Below are 16,623 nucleotides of genomic sequence, written 5' to 3' on the forward strand. Positions count from 1 at the left end.
CCCTCAAGTCGGGGGAAGTCCAGCAAGAAGCGGATAACCCGGCCGTCACCGGATCCGGTTACGCGGACGTTATGCGCGCCTGAACGCGCCTCTCACATGCACCGGCACGCCCTTGCCGAGCAGGCCGGGCAGCACCTCGGCGACGTTCATCGGCATGCGCACGCAGCCGTGCGAGGCCGGGGAGAGCGGCACCGACAGCGCGCCGTGGAAGGCGATGCCGCCGTTGAAGAAGATCGGGTTGTAGAGCTGCCCCAGGTACGACTTGTGCCAGCCGCTGGCCCGCCACGTCGTGCGGAAGTCGCCGGTCGGCGTGCGGGCCGAGCCGCAGAAGCGCTGCTCCTTGCCCTGCCAGGTGGTCGTCTCGCAGTACGGGACGCCGCTGCCGGAGGAGATGTGGGTGATGAGCCGCACCTGGCTGTCGACGTACAGGACCATGACCTGCTTGGTCAGGTCGACCTCGGCGCGGGTCGGCTTGCCGTTGCCCACCAGCACCTTGGGGGTCCTCGGCCGTTCCAGCGCCTCCCACGTCCTGCGGGCGATCGTGCTGGTCGGCGTGATGCCGTTGACCTTCTGGAAGGCCCAGACGGCGGCGAGGGTGGCGCCGCCGTAGCGGCCGTCGGCCTTGCCGGGCAGGTAGCCCAGAGCCGCCAGGCGCCGCTGCAACCAGGTGACGGACGTGCCCTTCGCGCCCAGCTTCAGCGTCTTGCGCGGCGCCGTGACGGGCGCCGTGACGGGCGCCGTGACGGGCGCTGCGGCAGGTGCTGTCTCCGGGCCCGCCTTGGCCCCCGCCGCGCCGGAGGTGCCGGCCGTGCTCGGCGCGCCGGTGATGCCGGTGACGCCGGTCGTCGCGGCTGAGGTGTGCGCCTGCGCGCCGCAGCCCGTGAGTACGACGGCCCCAGCCGTCAGCAGAGCAGCCATTCCGGGCAGCCGTCGAGCCCCCACCGGTACCACCTCTCATATCACGAACTATCCGGATCGATGGACCCTACACCACCCGCCATGAACAGGTAATAAGCCGGTCAACCTGTTTAGAGTGTCCTCATGTCCGAGAAGTTGCCGGCTAACGCCGTCGTCGTGGAGGCCGCCCTACGCGCGGCGGGCGCCACCGGAGAGATCGTCGTCCTGCCCGAGAAGGCCCCTACCGCGGCGACCGCTGCCGCCCAGCTCGGCTGCGAGGTGGGGGCGATCGCCAACAGCCTGATCTTCGACGCCGACGGCGCGCCGCTGCTGGTCCTGACCAGCGGCGCCCACCGGGTGGACGTCGAGCTCGTCGCCCGTACGGCCGGCGTCGCCGAGGTGCGGCGGGCCACGCCGGAGTTCGTCAGGGCCGCGACCGGTCAGCCGATCGGCGGGGTGGCCCCGGTCGGCCATCCGGCCCCGGTCCGCACCCTGGTGGACAACTGGCTGAGCAAGCACGAGGTGGTGTGGGCGGCCGGCGGCCACCCGCTGACGGTGTTCCCGACGACGTTCGAGGAGTTGGTGGCGATCACCGGAGGCACTCCCGTCGACGTCGAGTGACGTCGAGTAATGTGCGACGAGTGATCGAGTTTCGCGGGGCGGGCCCGGCCGAGTTCACCGAACGCCTGGACACGGTGATCGACATCTACACGGCGGCGATGAACCCGCCCCCCGAGCAGATCGCCGGTCGCAAGACCATCATGCGCAACCACGGCACATATCCCCATTTCCAGTGCTATTTCGCAGAATTGCGCGACCCGACCGGCGTGGCACGCCCCCAGACCGTCGGCTTCGCATACGGCTTCCGCGGCGCGACCGGACAGTGGTGGCACGACGTGGTGAGCCGGGCGCTGGCCGACGAGGCGGGCGATGAGGCCGCGCGCGCCTGGATGGGCCACGCGTTCGAGCTGGCCGAGATCCACGTGCACCCCGACCACCAGGGCGCGGGCATCGGCCGGGCCATGATCCGTACTCTGTGCGCCGGCCGCGCCGAGCGCTCGGCCGTGTTGTCCACCCACGACCGCCCCACGGCCGCCCGCCACCTCTACGCGAGCATGGGCTTCACCGACCTGCTGACCCGCTTCGTCTTCCCCGGCGGCCACGAGGAGTACGCGATCGTCGGCCGCCCGCTCCCCCTCGACTGAGGGCGTCGCACATCACCGCAGGTAAAGCCCGTACTCGCAGGGTTTGCCTGGTCATGCCCGAGGGCATCTTCATGACAGAAAGTGACGGACACGTTACCGATTGGATACCACCCCCTGCCCGTCACCCGCCCGGTCCCCCTGCGGGCGGGTGACGGGCAACCGCGCGTAAGGGGACGGGGCGGCGGGTCAGGCGGTGGGGTCAGGCGGTGGCGGCGACCGGCGTCAGGCGCTGGAACACCTCGCGCGAGGCGCTGGACCGGTTGAACGTGATGAAGTGGATGCCGGGCGCGCCCTCGTCGAGCAGCCGCTGGCACAGCTCCGCGCCGTGCTCGATGCCCAGCGCCCGCACCGCGGCCGGGTCGTCGGCGACCGCCTCGAAACGGGCCGCCACCTCGGCCGGGAACGGCGCCCCTGACAGCTGCTCCGACCGCGCGATCGTGCTCATCTGGGTGACCGGCATGATGCACGGGATGATCGGCGTGTCGCAGCCCTGGGCCGCCACCCGGTCGCGCAGCCGCAGGTAGTCGTCGGCCTGGAAGAACATCTGGGTGATCGCGTAGTCGGCCCCCGCCCGGCACTTGCGCACGAAGTATTCGGTGTCGGACTCGATCGACGGCGAGCGCGGATGCTTGTACGGGAACGCCGCCACCCCGACGCAGAACTCGCCCGCCTGCCGGATGAGCCGCACCAGCTCCTCGGCGTAGAGCACGCCCTCGGGATGCCGCACCCACTCGGCGGTCGGGTCGCCGGGCGGGTCGCCGCGCACGGCCAGGATGTTGCGCACCCCCGCGTCGGCGAAGCGGCCGACCAGGTGGCGCAGCTCGCGCACGGAGTGGTTGACCGCCGTGAAGTGCGCCACAGGGGTGAGCGTGGTGTCGTGGGCCAGGCGCTCGACGATGTCGACCGTGCGGTCGCGGGTCGAGCCGCCGGCCCCGTAGGTGACCGAGACGAACGTGGGGCGCAGGGACTCCAGCTCTCTGATCGCCTTCCACAGCTGCCGCTCGCCCTCGTCGGTCTTCGGCGGGAAGAACTCGAAGGAGAACGACCGGCCACCGGTGGCGAGCAGCTCACGGACGGTGGGGACACGATCGGGCAGGATGGAGGGTCGACCAAGCGCCATGGCCCAAGCGTACAGGCCGGTGTCCGGATCGGCCGCCCCTAGACCGGGGACCCGACCCCGAGTCCGCGCCCACTAGTCTCAAGGCATGACCACTGACGCCGCGAGCATGGACGCCCTGCGCACCCAGGTGGAGCGCGCCCTCGGGGAGTTCGTCGAACGGCAGCTGCCCGCCTCGGGCGACGCCGAGCTCGAACCGCTGCGCGCCGCCGCGGGCGACCTGCTGGCCGGCGGCAAGCGCCTGCGTCCCGCGTTCTGCTACTGGGGCTGGCGCGGCGCGGGCGGCACCGACGTGCCCGAGATCTTCACCGCCGCCGCGTCGCTGGAGCTGTTGCAGGCCAGCGCGCTCGTGCACGACGACGTGATGGACAAGAGCGACCTGCGCAGGGGCATGCCGGCCGCCCACCGCCGCTTCCAGTCCCTGCACGAGAAGGAGGGCTGGCACGGCTCGGCCGAGCAGTTCGGCGAGGGGGCCGCCATCCTGCTGGGCAACCTGCTGCTGGTGTGGTCGGGCGAGATGTGGCGCACCAGCGGCCTGCCGCCGGCGTCGCTGGCCGCCGCCCAGCCCGTCCACGACCACATGCGCACCGAGCTGATGTGCGGCCAGTACCTCGACCTGCTGGAGCAGGCCCACGGCGAGAACACCTTCGAGTCGGCCCTGCGGGTGGCGCTGTTCAAGAGCGGCAAGTACTCGGTGGAGCAGCCGCTCAGGCTCGGCCTGGTGCTCGCGGCCGGCGCGCTGGAGCCGTGGATGGACGAGCTGTGCACCGGCTACGGCCGCCGCGTCGGCATCGCCTTCCAGCTCAGGGACGACATCCTCGGCGTGTTCGGCGACCCGGCCCAGACCGGCAAGCCGGCCGGCGACGACCTGCGGGAGGGCAAGCGCACGATGCTGGTGGCCCGCACCCTGGCCGGGGCGCCTCCGCAGGCGGCCGCGACGGTGCGCAGGCTGCTCGGCGACCCCGCGCTCGACGAGGACGGGGTGCGCGCCCTGCGCGAGATCATCACCGACAGCGGCGCGCTGCGGGAGTGCGAGGACCTGATCGCCGGCTATCTCGCCGACGCGCTGGCCGCGCTCGACGAGGCGCCGGTCACCGCCGAGTCGCGCACGGCGCTGACCGAGCTGGCCATCGCCGCGACGTCCCGCAAGACCTGACCCCGGGCCCCTGGTGCCGGCGGCCGGCCCGCGCGGCACCGGCCTGGGCGACCCGCTTCGGCGGGCGGCGTCGGTCTGGGCGGCCCGCTTCGGCAGGCGGGCTCGGCGCGGAGCGGCGGGCGCCCGTCGTGGACGGGCGCCCGGTCGTGTGTCAGGGGTCAGGCGTTCGGCGAACTCGGCGCGGTCAGGCGTTCGGCGAACTCGGCGGGGTCAGGCGTTTGGCGAACTCGGCCGCCGCCGCCCCCGGGTCCTCCGCGTCGGTGATCGCGCGTACGACCACCACGCGGCTCACGCCGTACGACATGACCTCGTCGAGGTTGGTGAGGTCGATGCCGCCGATCCCGAACCACGGCCGCGGCGCGGCCGACCCGGGGGCCGGTCCGAGCGAGGCCGCGTGCCGCAGCAGCGCCGGGCCGGGCGCGTGGCGGCCCGGCTTGGTCGGCGTGGGCCAGATCGGGCCGCAGCAGAAGTAGTCGACGCCCTCCTCCACGGCCGCGGCGGACGCCTCGGCGACGGAGTGGGTGGACCGGCCGATGACGATGTCGTCGCCGAGTATCTCTCGCGCGACCGTCACGGGAAGGTCGTCCTGCCCCAGGTGGAGCACGTCGGGCCGGGCGGCGAAGGCGATGTCCGCCCGGTCGTTGACGGCCAGCAGCTTGCCGTGCCGGTCGCAGGCGTCGCGGAAGACTTCCAGGAGCGCGAGTTCTTCGCGTGCCTCCAGGCCCTTCTCCCGCAGCTGGATGATGTCCACGCCGCCGGCCAGCACCGAGTCGAGGAACTCTGCCAGGTCGCCGCGGTCGCGGCGGCCGTCGGTGCAGAGATAGAGGCGGGCCTCAGAAACCGAGGGCCTGGGCACGCCGCTTGACCTCCGTGTGACGGCCGGCCTTGATCGCCTCGATGGGCGACCCCGGCAGGGACTCGTCTGGGGTGAAGAGCCAGCGCAGCGACTCGACGTCGTCGTAGCCGGCGTCCTGCAACACGGTCAGTGTGCCGGGCAGGCCCTTCATCACGTCCTTACCGTCGAGGAACACCGCGGGAACCTGTGGCCCGCCGCCGCCGCGGCGCACGCCGAGCAGCTTGTGGTCCTTGAGGAGTTGCTTGGCCCGCCCGATCGAGAGCTCGAGGCGTGAGGCCACTTCGGGGAGAGTGAGCCACTCGTCGACGAGCTGGTCGGTCTCCCGGTCGATCTGTGCAACAGAAAGCGTCACGAAACCACAACTACCACATGCCGTCCTTGCTCAAACAACACAATCCCGTAGGGGGACCTCTGGATCTACCAGGCGTTCTGTGTCGAGGCGGTGCCCGCCTTCGATGATCCTACGGCCCTGCACGTAGTCCCGGGGCCGGTCGACGGCGAGCACGGCGGCGAGGGTGTCGCCGGAGGTCAGCCAGACGGCCGACCACTTGCCCTCGGGCTCGCCCCGGTAGAGCAGGCGGTCGCCGGAGGGGTGGTGGCCGATGTACTGGACCATGTGGCCGAACTGCTCGGACCAGAAGTAGGGCGCCGGGTCGTAGACGGCCTCCTCCCCCAGCAGGGTCGCGGCGGCGACCTCGGGCGAGCCGAGCGCGGTGTCCCAGTGCTCGACGCGCAGGCGGACGCCGTAGCGGCGCGACCACCAGGCCGCGCAGTCTCCGGCGGCGACCACGTTCGGCATGGACGTGCGCAGGTGCTCGTCGGTGACGACGCCGTTGTGCAGGTCGATGTCGGAGCCGGCCAGCCATTCGACGGCCGGGCGCACGCCGATGCCCGTGACGACCACGTGCGCCTGGACGAACTCGCCGCCCACCAGCCGCACGCCGCCCTCGTCCACCTCGTCGACCATGGTGTTCAGGCGCAGGTCGATGCCGTCGTACCAGTGTCGGGTGCGGGCGCCGATCTCCGGGCCCACGGCGTTGGCCAGCGGGGCGGGGCCGGCCTCGATCACGGTCACCGAGCAGCCGGCCTTGCGCGCGGCGGTGGCGACCTCGGCGCCGATCCAGCCGGCGCCGATGATCGCCACGTGGGCCCCGGCCACCAGGCCGGCGCGCAGCTCGTGGGCGTCGTCGAGGGTGCGCAGGACGTGCTGGGGGCCGTCGCCGGGCACGGTGATCGGCTCGGTGCCGGTGGCGATCACCAGGCCGTCGTAGCCGAGCTCGCCCTCGGTCGTCTCCACGACGCCCTCGCGCAGCGCCTTGGCGGTGACGCCCGGCCAGAAGTCGACCTCCAGCGCGTCGAGGTCGGCCTCCAGGAAGCTGGAGTCGGCCGCGCCGGACAGGACGGCCTTGGACAACGGCGGACGGTCGTAGGGCCGATGGCGCTCCTGGCCGATCAGCGTGATCCGTCCGGTGAAGCCGCGCCCGCGCAGCGCCTCCGCGCTGCGCAGCCCGGCCAGGCCCGCTCCCACCACTACGACATGGTTCACGTTCATGACCATAACGGGGGCGGTGCCGGCACGTCGCGCCGAGGCCGTAGGCTGGAGGCGCAAGACGCGCGGGAGTCCGGCCGTCACCGGGCTGAGAGGAAGGCTTGAGCGGGCCTTCGACCGCAAGACACCTGATCCGGATCATGCCGGCGAAGGGAGCGCGGATGAATGTGATCGTGGGCGGCGGGGTCGTCGGGTTGTCGATCGCCTGGCGGCTGGCCCGCGAGGGGCTGCCCGTCACGGTGGTCGACCCGGCCCCGGGGCGCGGGGCGTCCTACGCGGCGGCCGGGATGCTGGCGCCCGTCAGCGAGGTCGCCTACACCGAGGAGCCGCTGCTGCGGCTGGGGGCCGCCTCGCTCCGGCGGTGGCCGTCCTTCGCCGCCGAGCTGGCCGCCGACGCTGGTCTCGGCCCGGACTTCGGTGCGGGTTCTGGGGCAGGTCTCGGCACGGGGCTGAGCGGCGGTCCCGGTGGCGGGGCCGGGGCGAGGGCCGGGGAGGCGTTCGGGGGCGCGTTCGGGATGATCGGGCCGGAGGGGGCTGGCGGCCGGGCGCTCGACCTGCGCGCCGACGGCACGCTCGACGTCGCCTTCGGGGCCGACGACCTCGCGGCGCTCGACGACCTGGCGGCGTTCATGGACAAGCTGGGGCTGCGGGTCGAGCGGCTGACCGGGCGCGAGTGCCGCCGTCTGGAGCCCATGCTGGCCCCTTCGGTGCGCGGGGGGCTGCTGGCCCCCGGTGACGCCTGGGTCGATCCGCGCCGGGTCACGGCGGCGCTGCTGGGCGCGCTCGACCGGCTGGGCGTGCCCGTGGTGCGGGCGCGGGTGACCGGACTGCTGTGCGACGGCGACGCCGTTCCCGACGCCGTGGCAGGCGCTGGGACCAGCCCTTGGAGCAGTTCCGGGACCGGCGGCGCTGTGACGGGGGTGCGGCTTGAGCCCGTGCCCGGTCAGCCTGAGCCGGCGGTGCGGGAGATCGCGGCCGAGCGGGTGGTGCTGGCCGCCGGGGCGTGGAGCGGGGAGCTGGCCGACGTGCCCGTCCGGCCGGTCAAGGGGCAGATCATGCGGTTGCGCTCGGCGCAGCCGCTGCTCGGGCGGTGCGTACGCGGGACGGTGCACGGCACGCCCGTCTACCTCGTCCCCAGGGGCGACGGCGAGCTGGTGCTCGGGGCGACCCAGGAGGAGCTGGGGTTCGACACCCGGGTGACCGCGGGCGGGCTCTACGAGCTGCTGCGCGACGCCAGGGAGCTGGTGCCGGGCGTCACCGAGCTGGAGGTCGCCGACGTGGTCGCCGGGCTGCGTCCGGGCACCCCCGACAACCTGCCGATCATCGGGGCGGGCGAGGCGCCGGGGCTGGTGCTGGCGACCGGCCACCATCGGGGCGGGGTGCTGCTGGCCCCCCTCACGGCCGCCCTGGTCACGGCGGCGGTGCTGACACCGCCCGCGACGCCCCCGCCCGCGACGACGACGGCCCAGCCGGCGGGGCTTTCGACGGGCGCGGGGCTTTCGGCGGGCGCGGGGCTTTCGGCGGGCGCGGGGATTCTGACGGGTGAGGAGGGCGAGCTGGCCGCGCTGTGCTCGCCCGCGAGATTTCGGGATATTTCATGATTGTGACGATCAACGGCGCCGCGCACGAGGTGGCCGACGGCACCACCGTGGCCCAGGCCGTACGGACGCTGACCACGGCCACCACCGGCGTGGCCGTGGCCGTGAACGACGAGGTGGTCACGCGGAGCTCGTGGGAGACGACGGCGCTCGGCGACCGCGACCGCGTCGAGGTGCTGACGGCGGTGCAGGGTGGATGAGCTGATCATCGCCGGGGAGAAGTTCGCCTCCCGGCTCATCATGGGCACCGGCGGCGCGCCCTCTCTGGACGTGCTCGACCAGGCCCTGGTCGCCTCGGGAACCGAGCTGACCACGGTGGCCATGCGGCGGCTCGACCCCGGCGCCCGCGGCTCGGTCCTCGACGTGCTGCGCCGCCGCGACATCAAGGTGCTGCCGAACACCGCGGGCTGCTTCACCGCGGGCGACGCCGTGCTGACGGCCCGGCTGGCCCGCGAGGCGCTGGGGACGAACTGGGTCAAGCTCGAGGTCATCTCCGACGAGCGCACGCTGCTGCCCGACCCGATCGAGACCTTCGACGCGGCCGAGCGGCTGGTGGCCGATGGGTTCGTGGTGCTGCCGTACATCGGCGACGACCCGGCGCTGGCGCGGCGGCTGGAGCAGGCCGGCTGCGCGGCGGTGATGCCGCTGGGCGCGCCGATCGGCTCGGGGCTCGGGATCAGGAACCCGCACAACATCGAGCTGATCGTGGAGGCCGCCGGGGTGCCGGTGATCCTCGACGCCGGCATCGGCACGGCCAGCGACGCCGCCCTGGCCATGGAGCTGGGCTGCGACGCGGTGCTGCTGGCCACGGCGGTCACCCGGGCACAGCGGCCCGAGCTCATGGCCTCGGCGATGAGGGCGGCCGTGGCGGCCGGACGCCAGGCGCGGCAGGCGGGCCGGATCCCGCGCCGGCGCTACGCCGAGGCGTCCTCGCCGACGACCCCCTAGCGACGCCCGGGAGACACCCCTGGCCCCCGGCGGGCCGGCTCGCGCCGGCCCTCCCGCCGGTCGGGGCCGCTTCCGCGGGAACGTCTCCGCATCGGTTTCGGGCGCGCGGGCCCTGCCGGTGGCAAAACGCCCGTAAACTCAGGGGGGTGGTGGATAAGACGACTGCGGACCCCCTGGTCGGGCGGCTCCTCGATGGGCGCTACCGCATCGAGAGCCGGATCGCCCGGGGCGGTATGGCGACCGTCTACCTGGCGCTCGACGTCCGGCTGGATCGCACTGTCGCGTTGAAGGTCATGCACCGCTCGCTCGCCGAGGACCCGGCCTTCGTCCGCAGGTTCATCGGCGAGGCCAAGTCGGTGGCCAGCCTGTCCCACCCCAACGTGGTGCACGTCTTCGACCAGGGCACCGACACCGACGTCGTCTACCTGTCGATGGAGTACGTACCGGGCCGCACGCTGCGCGACATCCTGCGCGAGCGCGGCAGGCTGCCCGCCCGCGAGGCGCTGGAGATCATGATCCCGGTGCTGGCCGCCCTGGGCGCGGCCCACCAGGCCGGGATGGTCCACCGCGACGTGAAGCCCGAGAACGTGCTGATGACCGACGACGGCCGGGTCAAGGTCGTCGACTTCGGGCTGGCCAGGGCGATCGAGGCGACCAACCAGACCCGTACCGGCGTGATGATCGGCACGATCGGCTACATGTCGCCCGAGCAGGTCACCACCGGCGGCGCCGACGTGCGCAGCGACGTCTACGCCGCGGGCATCATGCTGTTCGAGCTGGTGACCGGGCAGCAGCCCTACGACGGCGAGACGCCGATGTCGGTGGCCTACCGGCACGTGCACGACACGGTGCCGCCGCCGTCGTCGCTGGTGCCCGAGGTGCCGCCGCTGATCGACACGCTGGTCGGGCACGCCACGGCCCGCGAGCCCCACGACCGCCCGGCCGACGCCACGGCGATGCTGGTGGAGGCGGTCGACGCCCACCGGATGTTGCCCCGGCTGAGCACCCCGCCGGCCATGACGGCGGTGTTCAACCAGTCGATGCCGCCGCGGCCGAGCGGCGCGGGCGCCCCGTCGATGCCGCTGGCCGCGCCCGCCCACACGCTGATCCAGCCGCGCGCCGAGGTGACGCCGCCGGTGTCGCCGCCGCCGCCGTCCGGACGTTCGTTCCGGCCCAACTGGTTCCTGGTCGCGCTCGCCGCGGTCATGGTCGTCGCGGTGGCGCTGACCGGCTGGTACTTCTCCCAGACCAAGTACGTGCAGGTGCCCGACCTGGTCGGCCAGAACATGGTGGTCGCCGAGCGCACCGCCACGGGCAAGGGCTTCAAGGTCAACAAGGTCGCCGGCGAGTACGACGAGGACACCCCCGAGGGGCTGGTGCTGCGTACCGACCCCGAGGGCAAGACCGAGCTGGAGAGCGGCAGCACGATCACGCTGGTGCCCTCGCTCGGCCCCAAGCGGGTGATCGTCCCCAGCGTCAGGGGCCTGACCAGCGACGAGGCCCGCATCAAGATCGCCGAGGCCGGGCTCACCGTGGGCAGCGTCAAGCGCCTGCCCAACGGCGAGGTCGAGCGGAACAAGGTGATCCGCAGCTCTCCCGAGGCCGGCGAGAAGGTCAAGGAGGGCGCGAAGGTCGGCATCTTCGTGAGCGCCGGCATGGTGATGCCCGACGTCACCGGCATGCCGAAGGACGAGGCCGCCGCCTACCTCGGCGGCCAGGGCTTCCAGGTGCAGGTCAACGAGGTCGACGACGACGCCGAGCCGTGCACGGTCATCGCCCAGGCGCCGAAGGCCAAGTCCGAGGTCGACAAGGGCACCCCCGCGATGATCACGGTGGCGCGCTGCCAGACCGACTTCTGGGACTGGTTCAAGGGCGACAACGAGGCCCGCGACGACCAGGAGTTCCGCCTGGTGCCCGCGGTCATCGGCAAGAACGTCAAGGACGCCAAGTCGGAGCTGGAGTCGCTGGGTTTCCGCGTGCGGGTCCAGCGGCTGGCCAATGGCGGCGTCGTGCAGTACCAGCGGCCGTTACCGAACAGTGAGCGGCCGCCCGGCGCGACCGTCTTCCTCTGGCAGTAGCGCGCCGGGTCAGGCCAGGTGCCCGTGCAGGCGCACCCTGGCCAGCCCGCCGTCGGGGTAGATGTCGACCCGTACGTGGGTGACCGGTTCGGGGTGGCCGAGCCGGAAGCGGTGCGGCGCGTCGGGCTGCAGCCGGGTCTTCGGCAGCAGCGTGACCTCGCGCCCGCCGGACAGACCGCCGGACAGCCCGGTGAGCGCGACGTGGCCGGGGGCGTTGAAGATCAGGTTCGTGGTGTCGATCTCGGCCAGACGCAGCAGGCCCGGCGCGGCCAGGCGGATGAGCAGCCAGTCGTTGCCCGGCTCGCGGCGGCGCGCGGTCTCCCAGCCCTCTGCCTGGTGGCGGGCCAGGCCGGGGGCGATGACGTTGTTCGGCGCGGAGTAGAACTCGTCGGAGCAGGCGGTGACCAGGCCGCCGTTCTGGAGGGCGGCCAGGTCGAGGCTCAGCCCGTCGTAGACGGACAGGTCGGGGCGTACCTCGCCGTGCACCCGCAGGCGGGCGATGCCGCCGTCGGGGTAGATGTTCAGGCGGACGTGGGTGTAGCGGGTGTCGTCGCCGGTGACCTCGACGTGGTGCTCGGCGTCGCCCCTGAGCGCGGTCCTCGGGACGATCTCCGTCCAGTCGGCGGCGGCCACCTCGGCGGGCGAGGGATGGCCGGGCACGGCGGCGGCCTCGACCGAGGCGTACGGCGGGTAGTTGCCCTTGAACCAGGCCGTGTCGATCACCACGCCGCGGATCGCGCCCGGCAGGCCCAGCCGCACCAGCGCCCAGTCGTGGCCGGGCGTGCGGCGGCGGCGGGTCTCCCAGCCGTCGTAGACCTGCCCCTTGTTGCCGAACGTCTCGGCGCGGAAGCCGGGGCGGCCCGGCCTGATCAGGCTCTCCTTCTCGGCGAAGGACTCGTCGCTGGCCGCCACGACCGCGCCGCCGAGGGTGCGCAGCGCCAGGTCGGGCAGGGCGGTGAAGCCGGGCATCTACTGCTCCCCCAGGATGAGGCGGCCGTGCGGCTCGCCGTCCACGGGACGGCCGCGCAGCCAGGTGGTCAGCACCGCGCCCTTGAGCAGGCGGCCGTGGTAGGGGGTGACGGGGTTGCGGTGGTGCAGGCGGGCGGCGTCCACCGGGTTGTCGGCGTCGGGGTCGAAGGCGACCAGGTCGGCGTCGCCGCCGGGGCGGATCGCGCCCTTGCCGGGGAGCCGGGCCGTCTCGGCGGGCGCGGCCGACATCCAGCGCACGACGTCGGCGAGGGTGTGGCCGCGCCGGGCGGCCTCCGTCCAGACCGCGGACAGGCCGAGCTGGAGGGAGGCGACACCGCCCCAGGCGGCGGCGAAGTCGGGCACCTTCAGGTCGGCGGGCGAGGGCGAGTGGTCGGAGACGACGCTGCTCAGCACGCCGCGGGCCAGGCCGTCCCACAGCAGCTCGCGGTTGGCGCGCGAGCGGATGGGCGGGCAGCACTTGTACGCCGTGCGCCCCTCGGGCACCTGCTCGGCCTCCAGCGTCAGGTAGTGGGGGCAGGTCTCGGCCGTGACCGCCACCCCGTCGGCCTGTGCCCGCGCCAGCACGTCGAGGCATTCGGCGCTGGAGACGTGCAGGACGTGCACGCGCGCGCCGGTCTCGGCGGCCAGCGCGACGACCTTGGCGACCGCGCTGCGCTCGGCGGCTCCCGGCCGCGACTCCAGGAACTCCCGGTACGTCGGCCCGCCCGGCTCGGCCAGCAGCTCGGGGTCCTCGGCGTGCACGACGACGAGCCCGCCGAACCCGGCGACCTCGCTCAGCACCGCCCGCAGCTCGGCCGTGGCGAGCGGCGGGAACTCCTCGACGCCCGACGGGGACATGAAGCACTTGAAGCCCCGGACGCCGCGCTCGTGCAGCGGCCGCAGCTCCTTGAGGTTGCCGGGGACCGCGCCGCCCCAGAACGCCACGTCCACGTGGCACTGCCCGCGGGCGGCCCGCAGCTTGGCCTCCAGGGCCTCCACGCTGACGGTCGGCGGCAGGGAGTTGAGCGGCATGTCCACGATCGTGGTGACGCCGCCCGCGGCGGCCGCCCTGGTGGCCGAGGCGAAGCCCTCCCAGTGGGTGCGGCCCGGCTCGTTGACGTGCACGTGCGTGTCCACCAGACCGGGGAGCAGGGGCAGGTCGCGCAGGTCGATGTCCTCGGCGGCGTCGAGGGGCTCGGCGTAGTCGTACAGGGCCTCGACGCGTTCGCCCCGTACGGCCACGGCCGCGGCCCGCTCCCCCTCGGGCGTGACCACCCTGCGGGAGCGGACGACGAGGTCGTGGACGGTCATCTGCCCTCCAAGTGCTCGGCGGCCACGCGGGCGGCCAGGCGTTCCAGCAGCGGCCCGGCCTCGGCCATGCAGCGGGCCGGGTCGGGCTCCAGGTCGGTCAGGGCGTAGGCGGCCTCGATGCCGGCGTCCTTGAGCTCGGTGTCGCCGAGGGTGCGCCGGCCGCAGACCGCGATCACCGGCACGCCCGCCCTGGCCGCCGCCTGGGCCACGCCGATCGGCGCCTTGCCGCGCAGGGACTGCTCGTCGAGCGAGCCCTCGCCGGTGATCACCAGTCGGGCGTCCTGGACGAGCGCGCCGAAGCCAAGCAGGTCGAGCAGGTATTCGATGCCGGGCCGCAGCTCGGCGTGGAGGAAGGCCAGCGCCGCGAACCCGACGCCGCCCGCCGCGCCCGCCCCGGGGGCTCCGGCGACGCCCATGGCGCGCGGGGTGTCGTCGTGCTCGACGGCGCCGACCAGGCCGTGGGTCTGGGTGGCGACGGCGGCCAGCCGGGACAGGCCCGCCTCCAGCACCTTGACGTCCTCGGGGGTCGCGCCCTTCTGCGGCCCGTAGACGGCGGCGGCTCCGTGCGGGCCGAGCAGCGGGTTGTCGACGTCGCTCGCCACCACGAACTCCACCCCGGAGACGTCGGCGAACCCGGACAGGTCGATGCGGGCCAGCCCGCGCAGCGCGGCGCCGCCGTCGGGCAGCTCGGCGCCGTCGTCGTCGAGCAGGCGCGCGCCGAGCGCCCGGACCAGGCCCGCTCCCCCGTCGGTGCAGGCGCTGCCGCCGAGCCCGAGGACGACCCGCCGGGCACCCCTGCGCAGGGCGTCGGCAATCAGCTCTCCGGTGCCGTAGGAGGTGGCGGTCAAGGGGGCGGGGCCGGCGGACAGCCGCCGCAGCCCGGACGCCTCGGCCAGCTCGATCACAGCCGTCGCCGTGCCGCCGGCCGCCCGCCAGGCGTACGCCGCGCTCACGCGTTCGCCGGTGGGCCCGGTGACCTCCACGGTGACGCGGTCGAACCCGCAGGCCACGGCCGCCTCGACGGTGCCGTCGCCGCCGTCGGCGACCGGCAGCTCGACCGTGGGCACCCCGAGCCCCGCCGACACCCGCGCCGCGACCTCGGCGGCCGTGAGGGAGCCCTTGAACTTGTCGGGTGCCACCAGAACCTGCTTTACCACTACGAACTCCCACAAGATGCTGAACAATGGCTGGACACGCCTTCCTGCCCGGTGCGAGCGGGCAGGAAGGCGTGACTCATCATCACATCAGCCCCCCGGCCGGCGGCGGCCGAGGGTAGGCGCCCTCAGTGAAAGGCGCCCCCAAGGAAGGTGCCCACAGTGAAAGGTGCCCTCCAGGAAGGTGCCCTCAGTGAAACAGGCGGCCGCGCCCGCCGCCCATGGGCCGCGAGCACGAATCTGAGCGGCTTTGGCGGGTTCTGAGGTGTGTGATCCTCCAATTAGGCTCACATCCCGTAAGGAGGCGTTTCATGCGCATATCTGAGCGGGAGAGGCGGCGCCGGCTGGGCGTGCGCCACAGCCTGGCGGCCAAGGCGGCGACGCCGGAGGAGGCGACGGCCTCCGTGGTGGTGCTGCACGCCACCGACCCGGCGACCGTGTTCCTGTCGGCGGGCGCCCGGCTCATCGCGCCCGGGATCGAGCCGGTCGAGCGGGCCCTGTACGAGGACCGCACGCTGGTGCGCATGCACGGGATGCGCCGCACGGTGTTCGTGGTCCCGGCCGCGCTGGTGCCCGTCGTGCACCACTCCTCCACGCTCGCGGTCGCCACGAAGGTGCGCAGGGCGCTGGTCAAGGAGCTCACCGCGGCCGGCGGCTGGGACGAGACATGGCTGGCCGACGTGGAGTCGTCGGTGCTGCGCGTCCTGGCCGAGGAGGGCACGGCGACGGCGGCCCGGCTGGGCCTGCTGGAGCCGCGGCTGCGCGAGCAGTTCCGGGTGGCCGTGGGCAAGCCGTACGAGGCGGTGCACAGCGTCGGGCAGCGGCTGATCACGCTGATGGGCATGGAGGGCCGGCTCGTCCGCCAGGGCCGCCCGTCCGGCTCGTGGACGAGCACGCAGCACCTGTGGGCCGTCGCCCCGCCCATGGAGGAGTCCACGGTCCCGCAGGCCCAGGCGGAGCTGGTGCGCCGCTGGCTGGCCGCGTTCGGCCCCGGCACGGAGGCCGACGTCAAGTGGTGGACCGGCTGGACGCTGCGCGAGGTGCGGGCCGCGCTGGCGGCCGTCGGCGCGGTGGAGGTCGAGCTGGACGAGGGCGCGGGCTACGTCCTGCCCGGCGATCTGGACGAGACGCCCGAGCCCGAGCCGTGGGCGGCGCTGCTGCCCGCCCTGGACCCGACGCCGATGGGCTGGCAGGGCCGCGACTGGTACCTGCCGAAGGAGCACCGGGCCGAGCTGTTCGACCGCAGCGGCAACGTCGGCCCGACCGTGTGGTGGGACGGGCGGGTCGTCGGCGGCTGGGGGCAGCGGCCCGGCGGCGAGATCGTCTGGCGGGCGCTCACCGACCTGGGCTCCGAGGCCGTGGCGGCCGTGGAGGCCGAGATCGCCGGCCTGGCTTCCTGGCTCGGCGGCGTGCGGATCACGCCGCGCTTCCGCACCCCCTTGGAGCGGGCGCTGGCGGAGTAGGGCGTAAGCGCGCGCCCCTGGAGCACGCGCCCCTGGAGCGCGCCCCTGGAACGCGCGCCGGCGGAGTAGGGCGTCAGGAGACCACGCGGATGAACTCCTCCAGCGAGTAACGCCCGTCCTGGTCGCTGTCGGCCTCCTGGCTCAGCGCCCCGAGGGCCTCGGCGGGCAGGCCGGGGAAGTGCCGCTTCAGCTCGGCCTCGCTGATGAAGCCGTCACCGTCGGTGTCGATCTCGGCGAAGGTGCTCTTGAGCTGCGCCAGCCGCTCAGCGGGGAGTTCTGCCGACACGGGACCGCCTTTCGGTACCGAATATCACGTTCCGGA

The 16,623-nt window shown here is 73.6% G+C and carries 17 protein-coding genes and 1 riboswitch; of the genes, 8 read left to right on the top strand and 9 right to left on the bottom strand.

Annotated elements, in window-relative coordinates; translation table 11 throughout:
- Window positions 1-69: 69 nt before the first annotated feature.
- Window positions 70-918 carry a L,D-transpeptidase family protein gene (locus AB0J71_RS00545; RefSeq protein ID WP_364411738.1) on the bottom strand — a complete coding sequence of 283 codons (849 nt, stop codon included), beginning with the start codon at window positions 916-918 and terminating at the stop codon, window positions 70-72.
- A 123-nt stretch (window positions 919-1,041) separates the two neighbouring features.
- On the opposite strand from AB0J71_RS00545, the gene AB0J71_RS00550 reads away from it, so the two are divergent.
- Both AB0J71_RS00550 and AB0J71_RS00555 read left to right on the top strand, forming a co-directional pair.
- Window positions 1,042-1,518, top strand: coding sequence for a YbaK/EbsC family protein (locus tag AB0J71_RS00550; RefSeq protein ID WP_352328950.1), 477 nt, complete (start codon window positions 1,042-1,044; stop codon window positions 1,516-1,518).
- A 20-nt stretch (window positions 1,519-1,538) separates the two neighbouring features.
- Entirely contained in the window at window positions 1,539-2,102 is a 564-nt protein-coding gene (locus AB0J71_RS00555; RefSeq protein ID WP_352328952.1) for a GNAT family N-acetyltransferase, read from the top strand.
- A 199-nt stretch (window positions 2,103-2,301) separates the two neighbouring features.
- Here AB0J71_RS00555 and metF read toward each other — a convergent pair whose 3' ends face one another.
- Window positions 2,302-3,222, bottom strand: coding sequence for a methylenetetrahydrofolate reductase [NAD(P)H] (gene metF, locus AB0J71_RS00560; protein WP_352328954.1), 921 nt, complete (start codon window positions 3,220-3,222; stop codon window positions 2,302-2,304).
- Window positions 3,223-3,307: 85 nt separating this feature from the next.
- Between metF and AB0J71_RS00565 the strand changes: the two genes are divergently transcribed.
- Window positions 3,308-4,375: a polyprenyl synthetase family protein gene (locus AB0J71_RS00565; protein WP_352328956.1), complete on the top strand. Its 1,068-nt coding sequence runs from the start codon at window positions 3,308-3,310 to the stop codon at window positions 4,373-4,375.
- A gap of 184 nt (window positions 4,376-4,559) precedes the next feature.
- Here AB0J71_RS00565 and thiE read toward each other — a convergent pair whose 3' ends face one another.
- The 3 genes from thiE to AB0J71_RS00580 are packed head-to-tail and all read right to left on the bottom strand — an operon-like array spanning window position 4,560 to window position 6,783.
- Window positions 4,560-5,231 carry a thiamine phosphate synthase gene (thiE, locus tag AB0J71_RS00570; protein ID WP_364411741.1) on the bottom strand — a complete coding sequence of 224 codons (672 nt, stop codon included), beginning with the start codon at window positions 5,229-5,231 and terminating at the stop codon, window positions 4,560-4,562.
- On the bottom strand, window positions 5,209-5,583 hold the full coding sequence (locus AB0J71_RS00575) for an Rv2175c family DNA-binding protein (protein ID WP_352331275.1): 375 nt from the start codon (window positions 5,581-5,583) through the stop codon (window positions 5,209-5,211). Before AB0J71_RS00575 ends, thiE begins: the two co-directional genes overlap by 23 nt.
- Window positions 5,584-5,613: 30 nt before the next feature.
- Window positions 5,614-6,783 carry an FAD-dependent oxidoreductase gene (locus AB0J71_RS00580; protein ID WP_358294043.1) on the bottom strand — a complete coding sequence of 390 codons (1,170 nt, stop codon included), beginning with the start codon at window positions 6,781-6,783 and terminating at the stop codon, window positions 5,614-5,616.
- Window positions 6,784-6,835: 52 nt separating this feature from the next.
- Window positions 6,836-6,952: riboswitch (TPP riboswitch) on the top strand.
- Here AB0J71_RS00580 and AB0J71_RS00585 point away from each other — a divergent pair.
- The 4 genes from AB0J71_RS00585 to pknB all read left to right on the top strand — a co-directional run bounded on the left by AB0J71_RS00585 (window position 6,942) and on the right by pknB (window position 11,404).
- The gene (locus AB0J71_RS00585) at window positions 6,942-8,381 is read left to right on the top strand and encodes an FAD-dependent oxidoreductase (protein WP_364411744.1); all 1,440 of its coding nucleotides are present in this window, start codon (window positions 6,942-6,944) and stop codon (window positions 8,379-8,381) included. Its footprint overlaps the riboswitch before it by 11 nt.
- Complete coding sequence (thiS, locus tag AB0J71_RS00590; protein ID WP_352331034.1) at window positions 8,378-8,578, top strand: sulfur carrier protein ThiS; 201 nt, start codon at window positions 8,378-8,380, stop codon at window positions 8,576-8,578. Before AB0J71_RS00585 ends, thiS begins: the two co-directional genes overlap by 4 nt.
- Window positions 8,571-9,326, top strand: a complete 756-nt coding sequence (locus tag AB0J71_RS00595; RefSeq protein ID WP_364390689.1) for a thiazole synthase — start codon at window positions 8,571-8,573, stop codon at window positions 9,324-9,326. Before thiS ends, AB0J71_RS00595 begins: the two co-directional genes overlap by 8 nt.
- A gap of 149 nt (window positions 9,327-9,475) precedes the next feature.
- Window positions 9,476-11,404 carry a Stk1 family PASTA domain-containing Ser/Thr kinase gene (pknB, locus tag AB0J71_RS00600; protein WP_352326767.1) on the top strand — a complete coding sequence of 643 codons (1,929 nt, stop codon included), beginning with the start codon at window positions 9,476-9,478 and terminating at the stop codon, window positions 11,402-11,404.
- Window positions 11,405-11,413: 9 nt separating this feature from the next.
- Here the strand turns inward: pknB and alc are convergent, their stop codons facing one another.
- The 3 genes from alc to AB0J71_RS00615 are packed head-to-tail and all read right to left on the bottom strand — an operon-like array spanning window position 11,414 to window position 14,823.
- A complete protein-coding gene (gene alc / locus AB0J71_RS00605) occupies window positions 11,414-12,373 on the bottom strand; it encodes an allantoicase (RefSeq protein WP_364411747.1) in 960 nt (319 codons plus the stop codon).
- Window positions 12,374-13,684 carry an allantoinase AllB gene (allB, locus tag AB0J71_RS00610; protein ID WP_364411750.1) on the bottom strand — a complete coding sequence of 437 codons (1,311 nt, stop codon included), beginning with the start codon at window positions 13,682-13,684 and terminating at the stop codon, window positions 12,374-12,376.
- Window positions 13,681-14,823, bottom strand: coding sequence for a glycerate kinase (locus AB0J71_RS00615; protein WP_352326770.1), 1,143 nt, complete (start codon window positions 14,821-14,823; stop codon window positions 13,681-13,683). Before AB0J71_RS00615 ends, allB begins: the two co-directional genes overlap by 4 nt.
- A gap of 326 nt (window positions 14,824-15,149) precedes the next feature.
- On the opposite strand from AB0J71_RS00615, the gene AB0J71_RS00620 reads away from it, so the two are divergent.
- Window positions 15,150-16,301: a winged helix DNA-binding domain-containing protein gene (locus AB0J71_RS00620; protein WP_364411754.1), complete on the top strand. Its 1,152-nt coding sequence runs from the start codon at window positions 15,150-15,152 to the stop codon at window positions 16,299-16,301.
- Window positions 16,302-16,374: 73 nt separating this feature from the next.
- Here AB0J71_RS00620 and AB0J71_RS00625 read toward each other — a convergent pair whose 3' ends face one another.
- The gene (locus AB0J71_RS00625) at window positions 16,375-16,587 is read right to left on the bottom strand and encodes an EF-hand domain-containing protein (protein WP_364411756.1); all 213 of its coding nucleotides are present in this window, start codon (window positions 16,585-16,587) and stop codon (window positions 16,375-16,377) included.
- Window positions 16,588-16,623 lie beyond the last annotated feature (36 nt).

This window comes from Nonomuraea sp. NPDC049637 (assembly GCF_040675235.1).
Classification (GTDB): domain Bacteria; phylum Actinomycetota; class Actinomycetes; order Streptosporangiales; family Streptosporangiaceae; genus Nonomuraea.

Excerpts from the sequence above, each read along its gene's own strand:
- AB0J71_RS00545 (WP_364411738.1), bottom strand. The coding sequence starts at position 918 with ATGGCTGCTCTGCTGACGGCTGGGGCCGTCGTACTCACGGGCTGCGGC.
- AB0J71_RS00550 (WP_352328950.1), top strand. The coding sequence starts at position 1,042 with ATGTCCGAGAAGTTGCCGGCTAACGCCGTCGTCGTGGAGGCCGCCCTA.
- metF (WP_352328954.1), bottom strand. The coding sequence starts at position 3,222 with ATGGCGCTTGGTCGACCCTCCATCCTGCCCGATCGTGTCCCCACCGTC.
- AB0J71_RS00565 (WP_352328956.1), top strand. The coding sequence starts at position 3,308 with ATGACCACTGACGCCGCGAGCATGGACGCCCTGCGCACCCAGGTGGAG.
- AB0J71_RS00580 (WP_358294043.1), bottom strand. The coding sequence starts at position 6,783 with ATGAACGTGAACCATGTCGTAGTGGTGGGAGCGGGCCTGGCCGGGCTG.
- AB0J71_RS00585 (WP_364411744.1), top strand. The coding sequence starts at position 6,942 with ATGAATGTGATCGTGGGCGGCGGGGTCGTCGGGTTGTCGATCGCCTGG.
- thiS (WP_352331034.1), top strand. The coding sequence starts at position 8,378 with ATGATTGTGACGATCAACGGCGCCGCGCACGAGGTGGCCGACGGCACC.
- alc (WP_364411747.1), bottom strand. The coding sequence starts at position 12,373 with ATGCCCGGCTTCACCGCCCTGCCCGACCTGGCGCTGCGCACCCTCGGC.
- allB (WP_364411750.1), bottom strand. The coding sequence starts at position 13,684 with ATGACCGTCCACGACCTCGTCGTCCGCTCCCGCAGGGTGGTCACGCCC.
- AB0J71_RS00620 (WP_364411754.1), top strand. The coding sequence starts at position 15,150 with ATGCGCATATCTGAGCGGGAGAGGCGGCGCCGGCTGGGCGTGCGCCAC.